The sequence below is a fragment of the Pleionea sediminis genome, from assembly GCF_007570825.1.
Taxonomy (GTDB): Bacteria; Pseudomonadota; Gammaproteobacteria; order Enterobacterales; family Kangiellaceae; genus Pleionea; species Pleionea sediminis.
In genome coordinates this window covers 80,573-98,468 of sequence record NZ_SUNB01000007.1, presented here as the reverse complement: position 1 = coordinate 98,468, position 17,896 = coordinate 80,573, and the positions used below count along the sequence as shown (strand labels likewise).

The window sequence follows — 17,896 nt, the reverse complement described above, 5'->3', positions numbered from 1 at the left end:
ACTAAGCCGATAAATTCTTAGAACGGAGAGTGTTCTCAGCACTTTTTCCGGATGGTTTCAAACGAAAATTATTCTTTTGAAGCAGGAATAGTTGTTCTCAGCAGCTTTCCACTTTGGTGAGTAGTTCTCAGCTACTTGTTCTTAAAACACTTTGTAGAGTTCGGGTGCTCCCGAAACGTCAAAGGTTTAGGAGATCTATCATGGGTAATGTTATTCAAACCAATGTTGCGTCGTTAAACGCGCAGCGCAATCTATCCGGTACCAACGAATCGTTACGAACCTCGTTTCAGCGTTTAAGTTCTGGATTAAGAATCAATAGTGCAAGGGATGACGCGGCCGGTCTGCAGATTTCCAACAATCTGACTTCTCAGATTAATGGTCTTTCTGTAGCGGCACGAAATGCGAATGATGGTATTTCACTTGCTCAAACTGCAGAGGGAGCATTGCAAGAAAGTACCAACATCTTGCAACGTATGCGTGACCTAGCAATCCAATCTGCAAATGGTTCTAACGGTGCTTCAGAACGTGCTGCACTTCAAGCAGAGGTCGCTCAACTACAATCAGAACTCGACAGAATCGCTAATACCACCTCATTTGGAAGCCAGAAAATCCTCGATGGTACTTTTGGCACGAAATCTTTCCAAGTCGGAGCTCAAGCTTACGAGACAATTACTGTTAACACAGGTGATGCTCGAGCCAGCTCAATCGGTTCATTTCAGATAAACTTTGATAATACAGCGACTAATGTATTGGGTGGAACAATTGCAGCTCCAGGTACAGCAGTTGATATTACCACAGGAACTACAGCAACCACAGCCGGTTCAGGAATCGTGTTAGCGAATAGTTTGGCGGGTACTACTTTGACTGTATCTGGGTCTTTAGGTACTGATGATGTAGTGTATGCGGCAGGTACTACGGCGGCAGATGTTGCTTCGGCTATCAATGCTAAAACTGATGATACAGGTGTTTCTGCTTCGGCCAGAACTAATGTTAAATTAGACACGTTGACTGCAGCAGGATCCGTTTCATTCGGCGTTCAGGCCTCTGGCAACAGCATAGTCACAGTATCGGCGAGTATTACTGATACTAGCGATCTTTCAGCTCTCGCTGAGGCTGTGAATAAGGAAACAGCTGCCACTGGTGTTTTCGCTACTTTATCGGACGATAAAAGTTCAATCATTTTAACTAATGAAGCGGGCGAAGATATTAACCTTGTTAATATGACTCATAGCGACGCTGCACAAACAATTGACGTTACATTGGTTGATTATGACGGTGGCTTCGATGCTGACTCTGAAGTAACAGCTGCAGGTACTACGGTTACAATGGACGGTGCAAATGACGCCAATGCTGTGGGTTTACTGCAGTTTAACTCTTCGAAGTCTTACACTGTAACAGCTGCAGCTGACACTGATTTCTTCAGTGTCACAACAGCTGTTGGTGGTGGTTTAGCATCAGTAAACTCAGTAAACATATCCTCTCAAGCAGGCTCACAAGAAGCGTTAGCTATTCTTGACAACGCGATAAAGTCCATTGATGCGCTACGAGGTGACTTAGGTGCCGTGCAAAATCGTTTCCAAAGTACTATCAGCAACTTAAATAGTATCTCCGAAAACGCATCGGCTGCTCGATCACGTATTCGTGACGCCGATTACGCTACAGAAACGGCTCAATTGGCAAAAAGTCAGGTGTTACAACAGGCAGGCTTGTCAGTGTTAGCTCAGGCTAATGCATCTAGTCAGTCCGTGTTGTCACTTTTACAATAAACCAAGCGATAGCCTGATGATGAAATTATTAACTTTTTTAATCAGGTACAGGTGAGCGAAATTTTTCGCTCACCTCGCGGCTTTACATGAAGGTAACGATTATGGCTATTAACCCATTATCAGACAACTTTCAATCGCTTGACATAAGCGGCGGTAAGAAATTGCCGCCCAAAAGCCAATCGACAGCCGTTAGCTTGGATACAAATCCTGCGAAAGTGGATTTATCCAAAGTAGATCCGAAAATATCGCAAGACAATGTAAAAGCAGAGGAACAAGAAAAGCAATCGAAAGATGGTATTGGTGCACAGGAAGTTCAACAACAGTTGGAAAAATTTGCTCAGGCAACTAGCAGTATTCAACGCAGTTTGCGCTTTCAAGTAGACGACAACACTGGAGATACGATTATTAAGGTATTTGATCGTAAAACTGATGAACTCATCCGCCAAATACCACCCGAAGAATTGTTGACTTTGTCCAAGCGGTTGAAAGAACTGAACGATACTTCGTCTCCATCTTCTTCAGGAGTCCTTCTCCGAAAAGAGGTCTAGAAATAGGAGGCTCCTGCCTCCTTTTTTTTGGCGTATACCTTGCATTGTTTAACTTAAATTATCACTAATTTTTTCGTTATTTTTTAAAGTTGCGCTTTTCACTTCCGATAACTCTAGTATTGGATAATATATAATTTCAGTTTACTAACAGGTTTTTTATGGGTTTAATTCAATTCGGTGGTTTAGGATCTGGGCTAGATGTTAACAGCATCGTATCCGCTTTAGTTGAGGCAGAGCGAGCTCCCAAACAACTCAGCTTGGATCGTCAAGAAGCTAATCTTCAATTCACTTTGTCAGGCCTTGGCTCTTTAAAAAGTGCTCTGAGCAATCTTAAAAGTGCAGCCGAGAAGTTGGCTGACCAAGATATTTATAACAATAGAAAGGTGACCACCGAATCTAACGAATTCTTTTCAGCATCAGCTTCATCGACAGCAGCTGTCGCAGATTATGATATTGAAGTTGTTAGTACTGCACAAGGCTCAAAACTAACATCTAATGTATTTACGGGAGGCCCCACATCAACTTTTGGAACCGGCGGCACTCTCACATTGACAGCTGGCGCAGAAACATTCTTTATCGACGTCGAAAGCACGGATACGCTAGAAGATATTAAGGATAACATTAATGCTGCGACAGATAATTTTGGCGTAAATGTCAACTTACTTGATAATGTAACGGTTGGAGTAGATACTGGAAGTGTATTAAGTTTTAACTCTTCAGTTACAGGTTCAGGAAACGATCTTGCAATCACTTATACTGGTGATGCTTCTCTCGCTGACCTCTCTGATAACTTAAATACGGATCAATCCGCCACTGATGCTTCTATTAATATTGATGGTTTTTCTGCGACCAGTCAAGATAATACTTTTGATGATATTCTTGAGGGTGTCACTATTACCACGCTCGTAGCGAATACGGCTTCAGAAACAACTTCCTTATCAATTGATCTTGATAAAAGTTCAATTAAAAATCAAATAGAAAACTTCGTTAAGGCATATAACGAATACTTTTCGACTGCAAAAGAACTAGGTCAGTCTAACGAAGGTGCTGAAGGGGTACTTTTAGGTGACTACACACTTCGGCAGGCAACGTCACAAATAAGAAATTTATTCGCCCAAAGTATCTCGAGTGTTTCTGGTGATTTCGATAGTTTATCAGCAATTGGAATAACGACAACAAAATCTGGAAGCTTGAGCCTTGATTCAGGAACCTTAGATGACGCTTTAAGTAATAACTTTGATCAGTTTGATGAACTCTTTACTGGAGACAATGGGTTTGCAGAAGAAATGAGTTCTCTTATTGACCAATACGTTGGTTCCAATGGCTCTATCACATCGAGACAAGAGAGTATCAATAACCAGCTTGCAAACGTGACTGACGAAAGAATTGCTTTAAACTATCGAATTCAACTTCTTGAAACTCGACTTAGCAAACAATTTGCAGCGATGGATACCACTGTTGCACAATTTAACAATACCGCTGATTATTTAGCACAACAACTTGCAAACCTTCCTGGATTTTCCAGTGGCTCCAAAGATAAGTAGTATACAACTGAAAGGTAATTTATTATGAGCATTTCTCGCGCAATGACCTACGCTAAAATGAATACTGTCACAGGTATTGATAGCGCAGATCCTCACACATTAGTTCAAATGTTGCTTGATGGTGCGATAGAAAAAATTAACAAAGCCAAATACTCAATCAAAAGTCAGCAAACGAATAAAAAAGGAGAGTTTATTAGCTGGGCCATTTCAATAATCGGGGGATTACAAGCCAGCCTCGATATTGAGAAAGGAGGAGAAGTTGCGCAGAACTTAAATGACCTTTACGAATTTTCTGTTCAACATTTGGTAGATGCCAATATTGAAAATAGTGAAGAGAAACTCGATAATGTACTTAAAGTATTGACCAATATATCTGATGGATGGAAAGGTATTCGAGAAGAAGTGGTGGAGAGCAAAAAAAACAATGCCAACTCTCTCTGAAGCTATCGATCTAACTAAATCTATTGAGCTTTACATTATTGAAGAACAATGGGATAAAGTAGTCGAAGTCACTGTCAAGCGACAAAAGATTTTAGAAAATTACTTTTCTCAAAAACCTTTAGCAGACTCGGACGAAAAAGTTGCTGAAGCCATCAACTTTATTTTAGAGTCAGACAAAACAAACAAAAGAAAAATTGACGATTTAAAATCTGACGAAGTGAAAGATGCCCTTAACCTAAAACGTCAATTCAATGTTGCCAATGCATACGCTAAAAACGAATGACCATAACCATAGAGCAAGCAACTAACGAAGACTTCCCTATTGTACTAGAGTGGACTATTAAACTTTACCATCATGAAGATGATGGTAAACTTGAAGTGTCGGAGTGTTTTAGGAGTAATTTAGAAAAATGGCTTTCTAACTTAATGCATGACAATAACAATCTAATTCTAGTTGCTAAAGAAAATAAGAAACCCTGTGGTTTGATGATTAGTTCAATAGTTATTAATGACAATGGTTTTCTTAAATCACCATTTAAAGGCTCTATAGATATCTTATGGGTATCCAAAGAATATAGAAACAGAAAAATTGCATCCATGTTGTTAGAGCAAACAGAGTTATGCTTTAAAAGTCTTGGAGTGCCATACATAGAATGTAACTTTGTCTCACATAACCAGGAAGCTCGCGAATATTGGAAAAGCAATGGTTTTGAAACCGTGAGCGAAACTGCCAGAAAATTTATTTAACTAACTATAAGAATCTAAATATAGAAAGATTTTGCACTCTCACAAAGCTCGCCTGAGCAGCATCCAGCACCGCCGTTTGCCGAGACAACTCACTAGCAGCTTCAACAACATTTAAGTCTTGCAATTTAGAAAGCGTCGACTTTTGACTGACAATAAGATCACGGTTGGTATTTAATTCCGAATCGATGGTATTAAGACGAGCACCTATCTTAGCCCTGATAATATCAATATTACCCATAAAATTGTCGAGAGCCCCATCAAGTGAATTCATACTCGAACGAAAAATCGCCTTTTCAGCAGGAAGGTCAACATAATTATCAATAGCAGAAATTACACTTTCTAGCGTTGAGAAAATGCTCTGTCTCCGTGATGGCTCCACTGTAAAAACATCGCCAAGTAAAGGTTCTCCCTCAACCGCTACAGTAAAAGATTCTGTTCCGGCAGTATAAGATATATCGGCCCCCGATGTATATGTCGCTCCAGCAACCACGGTTACAGCATTCGTAACATCAACAATGTCATAGGTTGTTGAGCTAGTAAACTGTATTTCATAATCATTTAAAATATTATTTGTAGCCGAATTTTTCGGCTCAATTATACCGCTTCCTGTATTTGCGGGATTAGCCGCGAAATCGATATCACCGTTGCCACTTAAAGAATTAACGAAAATATCATATCCAGAGTCAGATATGGGTACTTTTACGCCGCTACTAATTCTTAATTCTCTTTGGCCTTGATCGCCATTATAAAGAACATTACCACTCACATCTTTAGTAAACGGCTCAGTTTTAATTTGAAAGCCAGAAAAGATATAGTCGCCACTCGAGTTTTGTGTATTAGCTAAGCCAATTAATTCTTCATATCTTTCTATGATTTCTGTTTTGAGCGCATCCAGCTCTTGACCTGAGTAGGTTCCATTACCAATACTAACAAAGAGCTCTTTTAGTCGGAAACTGATATTAGTAACACTATTCAACACACCTTCTTCTAGCTCTCCCGCAGAAACAGCTAAATCAGCATTTCTATTGTACTGCTCTGTCAGTGCAACATCTGTATCTATATTCAAAATAGTGGTTGCTGCGACGGGATCATCCGCTGGAGTTAAAAACTTTTTCTGCGTTGCCATGCGTAACTGAAGATCACGTAATTCTGTCTGGCGCTTGAGTATTTCTTGTAAACCCGATGTATTCATTTGATTCGATGAAATTCTCATGATGGTTACTCCTACCGGGTAGATTCGATGACTGTTTGAAACAGTGCTCTAGCAACCTGAATAATTTGCGCCGACGCTTGATACGCTTGTTCAAACTTAATCAGTTTAGCCGCTTCCTCATCCAGGTTAACACCTGAAATTGACTCCCTCCTATTTTTAACTTGCTCAAGTAAACTATTAGCAGCTTCGCTATTTATACGCGCTTCTTGGGTCCGTGTTCCCACTTCACTTACAATTCGCCCAAACGCTTGTTGATAGTTAGAACGATTATTATCCATGGTATTGGCTTGTTGTAAATCACCTATCAATAACATATTACGGTTATCGCCAAAACCATTAGTATTATAGCTTGCAGTAAATGTATCGTTGGCTGCAGGAGCACCCGCGATTGTTATTTCATAACCAAAATTCAATCCTGCCAAAGCTAACATATCATTCTCCTGATTAGGTACAAAACCTGCGACAGGTCCGGAAATAACTGCATTTGTATTTGCATCACGCACGTTAAAAGTGGTTGCATTGATAAACTCAAAGGTTAAAGGAGGATCTAGATCACTCGGAATATTGATAAACTGAGGCGTTGATGTGTCTGTAACAGATACACCAGCAATTTCTCCACTCCCGGTATTTGCAGGACTGCTGATTGCATTAACAGGTAAAGCAGCAGCAATTCGATTAGGGTTTGTTATTTCAAGGCTTATATCTGCCGCACCATTACGAGATGGAAAAACGGCAAAGTTATCGCCGTCGACAGCCGCTCCCGAATTTAAGATCAAACTAAAACCCTCCGAGGCAACAGGAATTGTTGCCGGAACAGCACCCGGCGGAGGAAAAGTTAATACTGTAGAATTATCCGTAATGTCCGTCAAAATATAGTTGCCAGCCTGAAAGCGCAACTCATAGTTAGAACTATTCAAAATACTAGTATCATCTATTAGCACAGAAAAGTTCGCTGTCCCTACATTAGTTGAATCGGTAACCACTCGAGCATCCATAAGTTGTTGATCATTGATATCTTTAAAGAATAAATCACCTATCTCATTATTTAAATCCATTCCTAATTGATGTTGCTCATTCACCGTATCTTGAATGGCCAAAGCAACACGACCTAACACATTAAACGCGGGTTCAATAATTTGCTCGTTTACTCGTAAGAGTCCACCTAATTCTCCACCTTGGATAGTCTCAGTGACAGGCACTTGGCCTGCTCCCGAATCTAATATCAAATCGAGACTTCGCGGATCATCTGTTTTAGCTTGGGAAATTAATTGATTCGCAGTAGCACCAACTACTAGAGATTGCCCGCTGCCAACAAAAACACTGATGGTGTTGTCATCCAAACGAATGGTTTGAATGTCTACCAATTCTGCAAGATTATTAATGGCTCGATCTCTTTGATCTTGTAAATCGTTTGGATTACCCAGACCACCTCCAGTTGCCGCGGCAATCTTAATATTCAAGTCGGCAATAGTTTGCCCTAAAGCGGTAATCTCTTCCGCTGTTGATTCAATGCCAATATTTATCGAACGTGCTTGTGAAGTTAACTGATTCGATAAAGTTTGAAAGCGACCAACCAGTAATTGCGACTGACTCACCAATACTTGACGAGCAGAAATTGATGAAGGTTCATCGGCTACGGTTTGAATGGCAGAAAAAAATTGTTGTATTCCTTCCGTTAATCCAGTTGAACTATCCGCAATAAGATTATTGACTCGCGAAGCTTGCTCTAAATAGACATCTAATTCGCTTGAACTTGAAATGTTTGCTTGTAACTCTAATGCCGTTGACACGTCAAATATGCGCGTAATGGTATCTAGCTCTGCACCTGTACCAACATAGTTCCCACCAATAAATTGCGGAAAACGGGTATCAATTTGTGCGACCTGACGACTGTAACCTTCGGTGTTCGCGTTCGCGATGTTGTGAGACGTTGTGTTTATTGCTGCTTGATTAACGAGTAATCCCGATACACCAACGTCTAAGAAATTGCCCGACATATTCGACACCTTACCTTCTTCATGACTATTGCGAACTGCAAATAGCCGGTTTACTCATTAATAAGTGTGCAAGTTATGTGCCGAGTTAATCGGTTAATTTAAATAAGGCTTCACGTACAAATATGGAGTGAATTTTATCGACATACTGAGGATCGGTCGCATAACCACCTTGATGAAGTTTTTCGAGATATGCTTTCGGATCTTTTACATTTTCAATGGCCGATTGATAACGAGGGTTTTCTTTGACAAATTTAACATAGTCATTAAAACTTTCTTTCAAACTGTCGTAGGCTCTAAATTTTTGTCGAACTTTTTCAGGAATCCCCTGGTTAAATTCGATCGTCATTGTTTTTATTGAATCACCTTGCCATCGATTGTCAGCCTTTATACCAAACAAGTTCATCGAGGGTTGACCAGCTTCGTTCTTGCCGAAAAACCTACCCCAGCCAGTTTCTAATGCCGCTTGAGCGATTAGAACACCAGGATGAACACCTAATGCTTTTGCAGCCTCTATCGCATAAGGTTTTACAGTATCGATAAAGTCGCTCTTCGAGTTAAAATTAAAATCCGTTTGATTAATCGCTGATTGGTTAGAAGAGCTTTCACTAACGTCTTGATTCGTTCGCTTCTGATCACTTTCACTCTGATAATTAATATTGACTCCTGATCGAGCGCTTCCAAACATAACATGGTTCATCGCTCTCGTATCAGAAGTCGAGTTAATCTGGTTGTCCTGTTCAATGATTGACGTTGATTGACTATTTGTATTTTTGTTATTGATTACCGCTGATCGCTGCAAAGGATTAAGTGGAGATATGTTTGCGGGCTCCGATTTTTCTGCCGGTTCGTTGGGTAAACTTTCTGATAACTGTCGATACAATGCAGCGCCAATTCCAAAGTTAGACGACCTGGCCATGTTGATTGCCAGCTGTTGGTCGTGCATCTCATTAAAAAAAGAAACTTTATCGCCGGTAAGAGGATTCGACTCGTCACTGATCAACTCATTCGCTGAACGCATGTTTTTGAGCATTAAATTGATAAAGTAGGCTTCAAACTCTTTGGTCGCTATCTTTAAAGCTTCGCGTTCAGTTTTTCCGTTATGCTCACGTAAACTATTTAAAGAATTTAAATCGTAAAATGACGTCGAATTTGTTGGATTCATGGTTAACGCTCTACCTAAATAACCACAAGTTCGCCTTCAATGGCACCCGCTTGTTTGAGTGCTTCAAGAATCGCCATTAAATCTCCGGGCGCTGCTCCCACAGCATTAACTGCGCGCACCAATTCATTTAAATTCACGCCAGGAGTAAAGTGAAACATCTTGGCTTCTTCTTGAATAAGTTGTGCTTCAGATTGCTCAGTAACTTCAGTTTGACCTTGACTAAAAGCATTAGGTTGCGACACTTGCTGGTTTTCATTAATAGTAACGACTAGTGAGCCATGAGCAACCGCTGCTTCGCGTAACCGAACATTTTTACCCACAACGATAGTGCCCGTTCTGGAATTAATGATAATTCTAGATCTACCTTCAGCCGGTTCAATTTTGACATTCTCAAGCGCAGACAAAAATGCGACTCGGTGTGATACATCACGGGGCGCACTGACTTTAATGGATGTTGCATCCATAGGCTTGGCGGTATGAGGGCCGACAAAATCATTGATCGCTTTTGCTAAGGTTTTGGCGGTTGTAAAATCTGGGCGATGCAGATTAAAAATAAAATGGTCTCCGTCACCAAAAGAGCTCGCGACTTCTCGCTCAACAATAGCGCCGTTAGGAATTCTTCCCGCAGTCGGAATATTGACCGTCACTTTTGAGCCATCTAACCCTTCAGCACCAAATCCACCGACCACTAAATTACCCTGCGCTAATGCATAAATATTTCCATCCACTCCTTTAAGAGGTGTTAGCAATAATGCTCCACCGCGCAAGCTTTTCGCGTCTCCCAAACTGGAAACAGTTATATCGATGGTTTGTCCGGGCTTGGAGAAAGCAGGCAACTCAGCATGCACTGCAACAGCGGCAACATTTTTCAACTTTGGATTAAGCCCTTGCGGCAAAGTTATGCCGAAACGATTTAACATGGTCTTAAAGGCTTGAGCGGTATAAACCGTTTGCTCACCGGTTCCATCTAAACCAACAACCAGTCCGTATCCGACCAGGTGATTGGTTCTAACACCTTGAATTGAGGCAATATCTTTAACACGCTCTGCGAAACAGAGAGCACTCAAGAATAGCGTTACAATGAGTACAAAGCGATTAATAGACATGGCATACCTCACACATTTTTTAAAAAGGCCACCAAGGACTATTAAAGAATCGTGCCAACCAACCTTGACGGTTCGCATCAGCCACTTGGCCCGTGCCACTGTATTGAATTCTCGCATTCGCCAAACGATTAGAGGGAGCTGTATTATCCGAGGTAATATCTTGGGGACGAAGCAAACCCGATAAGCGAATAAATTCATCGCCCTGATTTAAGGTCAGCCACTTTTCACCACGTACGATTAGATTACCATTAGGTAGTACTTGTTGAACGGTAACAGAAATAGTGCCGTTTAATTTATTGCTTTGTTTCGATTCCGCTTCACCTTTAAATTCGGTTTCAAGCCCGATATCCATTTCAAATGAAGACTGCCCCGAGTTAAACGTGTAATTTCTGCCTGCAATCAATGGATCAGGTAAAGAGACATCGGATTCTTTTTTGGTGTCAGTATCAGCTTTCTTCGATGCATCCGTTGTTTCGGTTAAAATAATCGTAATAATATCGCCAACCTGGGTTGCTTTTCGATCTTCATACAGCAACATATTATTCGAAGATGAAAATAAAGACCCTTGGCTCGCCTTTTGTTGCATCGGTGTATCAGGAATTTTCGGTGCGAAGTAAGGATCGTCGGGTTCAGGAGGAACGAAACTCGCACACCCAGTTATCAATAAACTAATAATAAATAGAAGCGAGTTGATTATAATGTTGCGTTTCATAACTACCTCTCTCACGCACCGGTAAAAGACAACTTTAAAAACGTTTACTAGAGCGTTTGATTGACGTATTGAAGCATTTGATCGACGCCCGAAATTACTTTGGCATTAATTTCGTAGGCTCGCTGAGTTTCAATCAGTCCAACCAACTCTTCAACCACAGATACATTTGATGACTCAAGCTGACCACCGCGTAAATTGCCTAATCCATCTTCAGATGGATTTCCCACTATTGGCGCGCCACTCGCTTGAGTTTCTAAAAATAAATTTTGACCAATCGGCTTTAAGCCAACAGGATTAATAAAGTTAGCGGTTTGAATTTGTCCCAAAATTGCGGGAGCTGCCTGATTAGGCAATTGAACGGAAACAATACCATCGATACTCACATCAAAACTGATAGCATCATCGGGTACATTAATGGCAGGCTGAAGTGGAAAGCCGGATCCCGCCATGACCACCTGACCATTTTCATCCAACTGAAAGTTACCCGCACGGGTGTAACCCGTAGAACCATCAGGACGCAAAATTTGGAAGAAGCCTTCTCCTTCAATCGCCATATCCAATTGGTTTTGAGTCAGTTGAAAAGAGCCCTGTGTAAAATCTTTTTGCGTCGCTACGGTTTTCACACCAGTACCCAACATCAATCCCGAAGGAAGTTCGGTATTTTGCGAAGACTGACTGCCTGGAGCTCGTACGGTTTGATAAAATAAATCTTCAAAAACGGCACGACTCTTTTTATAACCAAGAGTGCTCGCATTCGCCAAGTTGTTTGACGTCACCTGAAGCTCAGTTGACTGGGCATCTAAACCGGATTTACTAATCCAAAGTGCGGGATGCATAATTTACTCCAAATAAGTTTTGCGTTATTACGACATTCTTACTAACTGACTAATCGACTGATCATTCTGCTCAGCGGTTTGCATCATTTTCACTTGCAATTCAAATTGACGCGATAAACTAATCATATTCACCATCTCTTCAACGGCATTCACGTTACTACTTTCAATGGCACCACTAACAACTTGAACTGCCGCATCAGGTGGCTCAATACCGCCATCTTTACGCACAAAAAGACCAAAGTCGTTTTTCATCAATTGCCCATTATCTGGATTGACTAATTTAATGCGATCAAGAATGAGCATTTCATTGTCGGCGGCGCCCTGTGGTTTAATTGTTATGGTACCGTCAACGCCAATATCAACTTTCTCAAAAGGAGGAAAAGCGATGGGTCCACCATTACCTAACACTAAATGCCCTGCTCCATTTTCTAATAAACCATTCGCATTAATTTTTAAGTCTCCACGGCGGGTATAAGCTTCTTCGCCAGTCGGCATTTGTACCGCAATCCATCCTTGATCTTTCACTGCGACATCAAAGTCATTGCCTGTCGTTTGAATGGTTCCTGAATCGAATCGGTAACCCGGCCGTTCCGTTAAAGAAAAAACACGACTGGGAAATCCATCGCCAAACGCTTGGAGGGATCGCGCATGTTGTAGATCGGCTCGGAAACCCGTGGTACTAACATTGGCCAGATTATTTGCTGACTTTGCTTGAGCCAACATATTTTCTTTGGCTCCTGTCATTGCAACGTAAACTAGTTTATCCATCGTCGTGCCCTTCTTTCATTACTTACTCATTCAATAAATATTATTTCTATCTAATCTGAATAATTGTCTGTGTTACCTGATTATTGGTTTCAATCGTTCTTGCATTCGCCTGAAAGTTTCGTTGCGCTGTTATTAAGTTCACTAATTCGGATGTTAAATCCACATTGGAAGTTTCGAGCGCACCTGAACGAATTTGCCCAAAACTCGAAGTTAGTGCTTCACCCGCCAGAGGCTCCCCAGAGTCGATTGAGTCAGACCAGGTGTTATTTCCCAGTTGGCTTAAACCTTGTGGATTTGGAAATCGAACAAGCGCAATTTTTCCGATAGAACTGGATGTACCATTGGTAAAGTTAGCTCGAACGGTTCCTGTTTCACTGATTTCGATTCCTGCCAAACGCCCAATTGTCGCGCCATTTTGATCAAGGGTATTAACCGTAAACGGTGAAGCGAATTGAGTTGGCGCATTGTTAACATAATCGATGGCAAACGTTTGAGCAGGATTTGATCCGTTGGTAAATCCTAAAGGCTCGGTTGTTGGATTCGCCGGATTCGTCTGGATAAACGAACCTGCCGCATCAAATTCGATGGTGTGATACAACTGGCCATTAGCGCCAGCAGTACCACCCTGAATATCAACTGGATTACCATCAACGTAATGATAAGCAGCCCAGGTGTTTGGTGTAGCTGCATCTTTTACGTAGTAAATCGTCGTAATATGACTTTCACCTAACGAATCAAAAATGGTAACCGATGTCGATGCACTGTAAGTTGAAGGCGCAGTGGGATCAAATAAGTTAACGTTTTGACCAACAGCATTTGCGGGAAGATTAATTCCAATTTCTAGCTCAGTCGTTGCTGTCGGAGAACCTGCTGACTGTGGAATTTGTAATGCTTGTGTACTTGATAAAGCAGTCGCGGTTACTGTGCCATCAGGATTAGTAGGAAACGCTTGTAAACGAGCACCAGAACTGTTGACTACAAATCCATTACTATCGACACCAAACTCTCCTGCACGGGTAAAAATTTTATTTTCATTATTTTGTCCCGGCTCTAAAACAAAAAATCCTTGACCAGAAACGGCAAGGTCTAATGTGTTTGATGTAAACTCAAGGTTTCCCTGGTTAAATTGTTGTGCAACATTACTTAATATCACACCATTACCAATTGCTGTTTTTGAACTGCCCAGCGTTGATGTTGCAAAAATGTCGCCAAATTCAGCTCGAGAGAACTTAAACCCGGTTGTGGATACATTTGCAATATTATTACTCGTAACATTTAAATCGGCTTGCGCTGCGTTTAAACCACTGAGTGCTGTATTAAATGACATGGTAACTTCTCCCGACTGACTGCTTTTACATATAGATTAAAACTTTAGATACCGATTTCATCGATATCCGATAATTTCACTTGGCCCAGTCCAGTTAAATTCAAAACTACGCCGCCCGTACCACCACCAAGATTGACACTGTTAACTTGAGCTTTCATAACGGTTCCTAATTGTTCAGTGGTACCGCCTACTTGACCATAAACATTGATGGAGTAAGCGCCTTCTGGCATTCTTTCACCGGTATCACTCATGCCGTCCCATTCAACCGGCAAATCGCCTTGGCCAAAAGACCCCATTTCAAATCGACGCACGACTTGTCCAGACTGATCTTTTACCTCAACCCAAACATTTTGAGTGGGTTGATTTAAGGTGACACGTCCTTCAACGCTACCCTCTTGACCTAAGTAACCAATACTGGTGGGCACCATGACACTGCGCCCGACTAAAGAAGACGCTTGTAATGCTTGATTCGACGACAAAGAACTCGCTAGCGTACCAAAACTTTGATTAAGTTCTTCCATTCCAGACAAACTGGAAAACTGAGCCATTTGAGAAATGAATTCTTTATTATCCATCGGTTCAAACGGATCTTGATTTGCCAATTGCGTAGACAATAACGCCATGAAATCTGATTGATCCAGGGTTTCCTTGCGACCGGATTCCAGTTCTTCTGGCTTGGTCAATCCAAGGTCGTTGTAAAGGTTACTGACATCGTTATTTATGGTACTCATGATGGTTTCCAGTTAAGCTGTTTTATTGACCTAAGTTCAATGTTCTCTGTATTAGTGTTTTTGCAGTATTCGCGATTTCAACATTGGCTTGATAATTTCTCGATGCAGAAATCATATTTGCCATTTCTTCAACAATATTAACGTTCGGTAAAAAGACATTGCCGTTTTCATCTGACAATGGGTTTTCTGGCTGGTATTTCACTCTAGGTTCGGCCGCACTTTCAACAACTCCTAAAACGTTGACACCCGCACCAGAATATTTAGAACCACTGAGCGACTCATAAACGGCACTAAAAACCGGATGACGAGCTTTGTAGGTTTCATTAACACTACTTGAAACACTTTCGGCATTTGCCATATTACTGGCAGTGGTGTTGAGACGAACACTTTGCGCACTCAATGCTGAACCCGAAATGTCAAAAATATTATGAAGACTCATAACTATTCACCTTTTAATGCTTTAGTAATGCCTTTGAACTTATTACTCAAATACAAAAGAGTTGTCTGATAATCGATCGCATTTTGCGCATACTTTTGCATTTCTTTTTGCGCATCTACTGTATTTCCATCACCCGTATCAGGTTGGTTAGGTACACGGTATTTCACATCTCCGTGAGCGAGCGATCCTGAACCTCCGTTAAAATGACGTTTATCGGTTCTGCGAAGACCAAATTCTTTTCCCGACATTGCATTTTCTAACGCTCGCTTAAAATCTATATCTTGCGCTTTGTATCCGGGCGTATCGGCATTCGCCATGTTATTCGCTAAAATCTCAGCGCGTTGAGAACGTAGTGCCAGCGTGTATTGCTGAATGCCTAATGCTTTGTCAAAATTGATCGCCATTATGACGCTCCTTTTACCGTTTCTCCTAAATGAGCAAGCACTATGCCACAAATACATTCTTCTTTATTTTCAGTAAGATAAGGAAATAGCTAACTAGGGAGAGGCGTTACAAAAGGAAAAAGCGGCAAGGTCAAACCGCGCATGCGGCAACTAAAATAGGTGCAGAAGATTAATTGAAAATATCGAACAGAAGACGCGAGAAATTACTCTGAATTTTAAATAAGTTGATAAGCTAAACCAGGATTACAACGAATCATTTTAAACCGTTTAATGGAAGACGGCATTGATTCAGAAGCACCAAGAAATAAATAACCTCCCGGATGCATACAATCGGCCAATCCATTGATAACGTTCTCCTTAAGTTCACCCGAAAAATAGATTAATACATTACGACAATAAATGATGTCAAACTTCCCAACTGAACGATAGGGTAACTGCATTAAATTTAAAGAGGTAAATCTCACGCGCTTCTTGAGCTCTGGATTAATTTTAAATGTTCGACCGTCTTCTGTTTCAAAATATCGGCTTTTCATTTCTTCAGACAACCCACGCGCGATTTCCAAAGATTGATACTCTCCCTGCCTCGCCTGAGCTAACATTCGTGTAGAAATATCAGTTCCTAGAATTTCAATTGAGTCTGGAATGGGTTGACGCATAGAAGTTCTAAGATGCTCCTCGATAGACATGATAATGGAATAGGCTTCCTGCCCCGACGAACACGCCGCAGACCAAATATTAATGTTGTTTTTCCCATTGCTTTTCAGTTCCGGAAGAATATGTGAAATTAAAAATTTAAACGGAAAACTATCGCGAAACCATAATGTTTCATTCGTTGTCATACGATCGATGACTTGTTGCAAAATGGTCATTCCATTGGGTCGAGAAACCTCATCTAACAATCTCTCGAAAGTATCTATGTTCTTCTCTTTGATAAAACCACTAAGACGACTCGAAACCAGGTACTGTTTATTATCTCCTAATAAAATCCCTGTTTTCTCGTGCAAAATTTTCTGGAATTTTCCATACGTATCCGATGAGATAATCATTACTGCGTGTGCCCCTGGCTTTATTTAAACTTCTTCTTCAATGAGTTTTTGCACCGCACCGGCCAGTTCATCCGGATTAAATTTAGGAATAAAGTCATTCGCTCCAACTTTTTGCACCATCGCTTGATTAAATACTCCGCTTAATGAAGTATGAAGCAACACCCAAAGTCCTTTTAAAGACTCATTATTACGAATTTCCGCAGTCAATGTGTAACCGTCCATTTCTGGCATTTCAATATCTGAGATCAATAACAGCAGCTCGTCTTTAATCAATTTTCCATCATTCACCAGAGCCAACAAATAATCCAAAGCTTCTTTTCCATCTTTTTTCGTAACCACTTTCAGTCCCAGCTGCTCAACGGTCCGCTTGATTTGATTTCGCGCGACCGATGAGTCATCAGCGACCAACACTATTTTATCTTGAGGCTCCCTTCCCGCCGATTTCTGGACGATATCATCACTAACAATGTCACTGGCAGGATTAATTTCGGCAAGGATTTTCTCAACATCAATAATTTCGGCCAGCTGTTTATCGATTTCAGTCACGGCGGTTAAATAATGATCCTTCCCACTTCCCGATGGTGGAGGATGAATATCGCCCCAATTCATATTAACAATACGCTCTACCGAACGAACTAAAAATCCCTGAACGGCTCGATTATATTCTGCAATAATAACGAAGCACTTTTCGATATCTTGCAAAGCGGGACCACCCGTCGCCAGACTTAAGTCGATCACTGAAATTGTTTGACCGCGAATATGTGCAATACCGCGTACAACTGAGTGTGTTTTTGGCATCTCAGTAAGTGCTGGACACTGAAGCACCTCTCGGACTTTAAAAACATTGATCCCGTACATTTGCGGACCGCGGAGTTTAAACAACAGTAGTTCCAGTCGGTTTTGACCAACCATTTGAGTGCGCTGATTGACGCTGTCCAAAATGCTCGACATTAAGCTCTCCTGACTTTAAAAGCGCTACGATCTTTTCAATTCGGCATGTAGATTGCTTCAAGACTGTTAAAAGCTATTTAACTAACACGATTTAACACGCACAACATGAATCACAATATGCCAATACATCAATAACTTGCGATGTTTTACTTAAGCAT

19 protein-coding genes are annotated in these 17,896 nt (G+C 41.1%); 6 read left to right on the top strand and 13 right to left on the bottom strand.

The annotated features are described in order from the left end of the window. Positions 1-200 precede the first annotated feature (200 nt). The 6 genes from FAX86_RS22805 (at position 201) to FAX86_RS19435 (ending at position 5,046) form a co-directional block, all read left to right on the top strand. Entirely contained in the window at positions 201-1,766 is a 1,566-nt protein-coding gene (locus tag FAX86_RS22805; protein ID WP_144395165.1) for a flagellin N-terminal helical domain-containing protein, read from the top strand. Between the two features lie 101 nt (positions 1,767-1,867). Next, positions 1,868-2,314 carry a flagellar protein FlaG gene (locus FAX86_RS19455; protein ID WP_164503679.1) on the top strand — a complete coding sequence of 149 codons (447 nt, stop codon included), beginning with the start codon at positions 1,868-1,870 and terminating at the stop codon, positions 2,312-2,314. Positions 2,315-2,472: 158 nt separating this feature from the next. Then, on the top strand, positions 2,473-3,858 hold the full coding sequence (gene fliD, locus FAX86_RS19450; protein WP_144395163.1) for a flagellar filament capping protein FliD: 1,386 nt from the start codon (positions 2,473-2,475) through the stop codon (positions 3,856-3,858). A 24-nt stretch (positions 3,859-3,882) separates the two neighbouring features. Then, positions 3,883-4,299 carry a flagellar export chaperone FliS gene (fliS, locus tag FAX86_RS19445; protein WP_144395162.1) on the top strand — a complete coding sequence of 139 codons (417 nt, stop codon included), beginning with the start codon at positions 3,883-3,885 and terminating at the stop codon, positions 4,297-4,299. Then, positions 4,283-4,582, top strand: a complete 300-nt coding sequence (fliT, locus tag FAX86_RS19440) for a flagellar protein FliT (protein WP_144395161.1) — start codon at positions 4,283-4,285, stop codon at positions 4,580-4,582. The genes fliS and fliT overlap by 17 nt, the downstream gene beginning before the upstream one ends. Next, a complete protein-coding gene (locus tag FAX86_RS19435; protein ID WP_144395160.1) occupies positions 4,579-5,046 on the top strand; it encodes a GNAT family N-acetyltransferase in 468 nt (155 codons plus the stop codon). Before fliT ends, FAX86_RS19435 begins: the two co-directional genes overlap by 4 nt. A 4-nt stretch (positions 5,047-5,050) precedes the next feature. On the opposite strand, the gene flgL is transcribed toward FAX86_RS19435, so the two are convergent. From flgL to FAX86_RS19370, 13 genes are all read right to left on the bottom strand, one after another. Continuing rightward, positions 5,051-6,259: a flagellar hook-associated protein FlgL gene (flgL, locus tag FAX86_RS19430; RefSeq protein ID WP_144395159.1), complete on the bottom strand. Its 1,209-nt coding sequence runs from the start codon at positions 6,257-6,259 to the stop codon at positions 5,051-5,053. 11 nt (positions 6,260-6,270) lie between these two features. Continuing rightward, complete coding sequence (gene flgK / locus FAX86_RS19425) at positions 6,271-8,256, bottom strand: flagellar hook-associated protein FlgK (protein WP_144395158.1); 1,986 nt, start codon at positions 8,254-8,256, stop codon at positions 6,271-6,273. An 85-nt stretch (positions 8,257-8,341) separates the two neighbouring features. Then, a complete protein-coding gene (gene flgJ / locus FAX86_RS19420; RefSeq protein ID WP_144395157.1) occupies positions 8,342-9,418 on the bottom strand; it encodes a flagellar assembly peptidoglycan hydrolase FlgJ in 1,077 nt (358 codons plus the stop codon). 14 nt (positions 9,419-9,432) lie between these two features. Then, complete coding sequence (locus tag FAX86_RS19415; RefSeq protein WP_144395156.1) at positions 9,433-10,524, bottom strand: flagellar basal body P-ring protein FlgI; 1,092 nt, start codon at positions 10,522-10,524, stop codon at positions 9,433-9,435. Between the two features lie 19 nt (positions 10,525-10,543). Further along, complete coding sequence (gene flgH / locus FAX86_RS19410; RefSeq protein ID WP_246128681.1) at positions 10,544-11,236, bottom strand: flagellar basal body L-ring protein FlgH; 693 nt, start codon at positions 11,234-11,236, stop codon at positions 10,544-10,546. 47 nt (positions 11,237-11,283) lie between these two features. Beyond that, positions 11,284-12,072, bottom strand: coding sequence for a flagellar basal-body rod protein FlgG (gene flgG, locus FAX86_RS19405; protein ID WP_144395155.1), 789 nt, complete (start codon positions 12,070-12,072; stop codon positions 11,284-11,286). Positions 12,073-12,099: 27 nt separating this feature from the next. Continuing rightward, positions 12,100-12,840 carry a flagellar basal-body rod protein FlgF gene (gene flgF, locus FAX86_RS19400; protein WP_144395154.1) on the bottom strand — a complete coding sequence of 247 codons (741 nt, stop codon included), beginning with the start codon at positions 12,838-12,840 and terminating at the stop codon, positions 12,100-12,102. A gap of 46 nt (positions 12,841-12,886) precedes the next feature. Continuing rightward, on the bottom strand, positions 12,887-14,167 hold the full coding sequence (gene flgE, locus FAX86_RS19395) for a flagellar hook protein FlgE (RefSeq protein ID WP_144395153.1): 1,281 nt from the start codon (positions 14,165-14,167) through the stop codon (positions 12,887-12,889). A 44-nt stretch (positions 14,168-14,211) separates the two neighbouring features. Further along, positions 14,212-14,898 carry a flagellar hook assembly protein FlgD gene (locus tag FAX86_RS19390; RefSeq protein WP_144395152.1) on the bottom strand — a complete coding sequence of 229 codons (687 nt, stop codon included), beginning with the start codon at positions 14,896-14,898 and terminating at the stop codon, positions 14,212-14,214. Positions 14,899-14,920: 22 nt separating this feature from the next. Continuing rightward, complete coding sequence (gene flgC, locus FAX86_RS19385; RefSeq protein WP_144395151.1) at positions 14,921-15,337, bottom strand: flagellar basal body rod protein FlgC; 417 nt, start codon at positions 15,335-15,337, stop codon at positions 14,921-14,923. A 2-nt stretch (positions 15,338-15,339) separates the two neighbouring features. After that, a complete protein-coding gene (gene flgB, locus FAX86_RS19380) occupies positions 15,340-15,741 on the bottom strand; it encodes a flagellar basal body rod protein FlgB (protein WP_144395150.1) in 402 nt (133 codons plus the stop codon). A gap of 215 nt (positions 15,742-15,956) precedes the next feature. Further along, positions 15,957-16,787, bottom strand: a complete 831-nt coding sequence (locus FAX86_RS19375; protein WP_144395149.1) for a CheR family methyltransferase — start codon at positions 16,785-16,787, stop codon at positions 15,957-15,959. A 24-nt stretch (positions 16,788-16,811) separates the two neighbouring features. Beyond that, positions 16,812-17,738 (bottom strand): chemotaxis protein CheV, encoded by a 927-nt coding sequence (locus FAX86_RS19370; RefSeq protein WP_144395148.1) that lies wholly within the window; start codon positions 17,736-17,738, stop codon positions 16,812-16,814. Positions 17,739-17,896 lie beyond the last annotated feature (158 nt).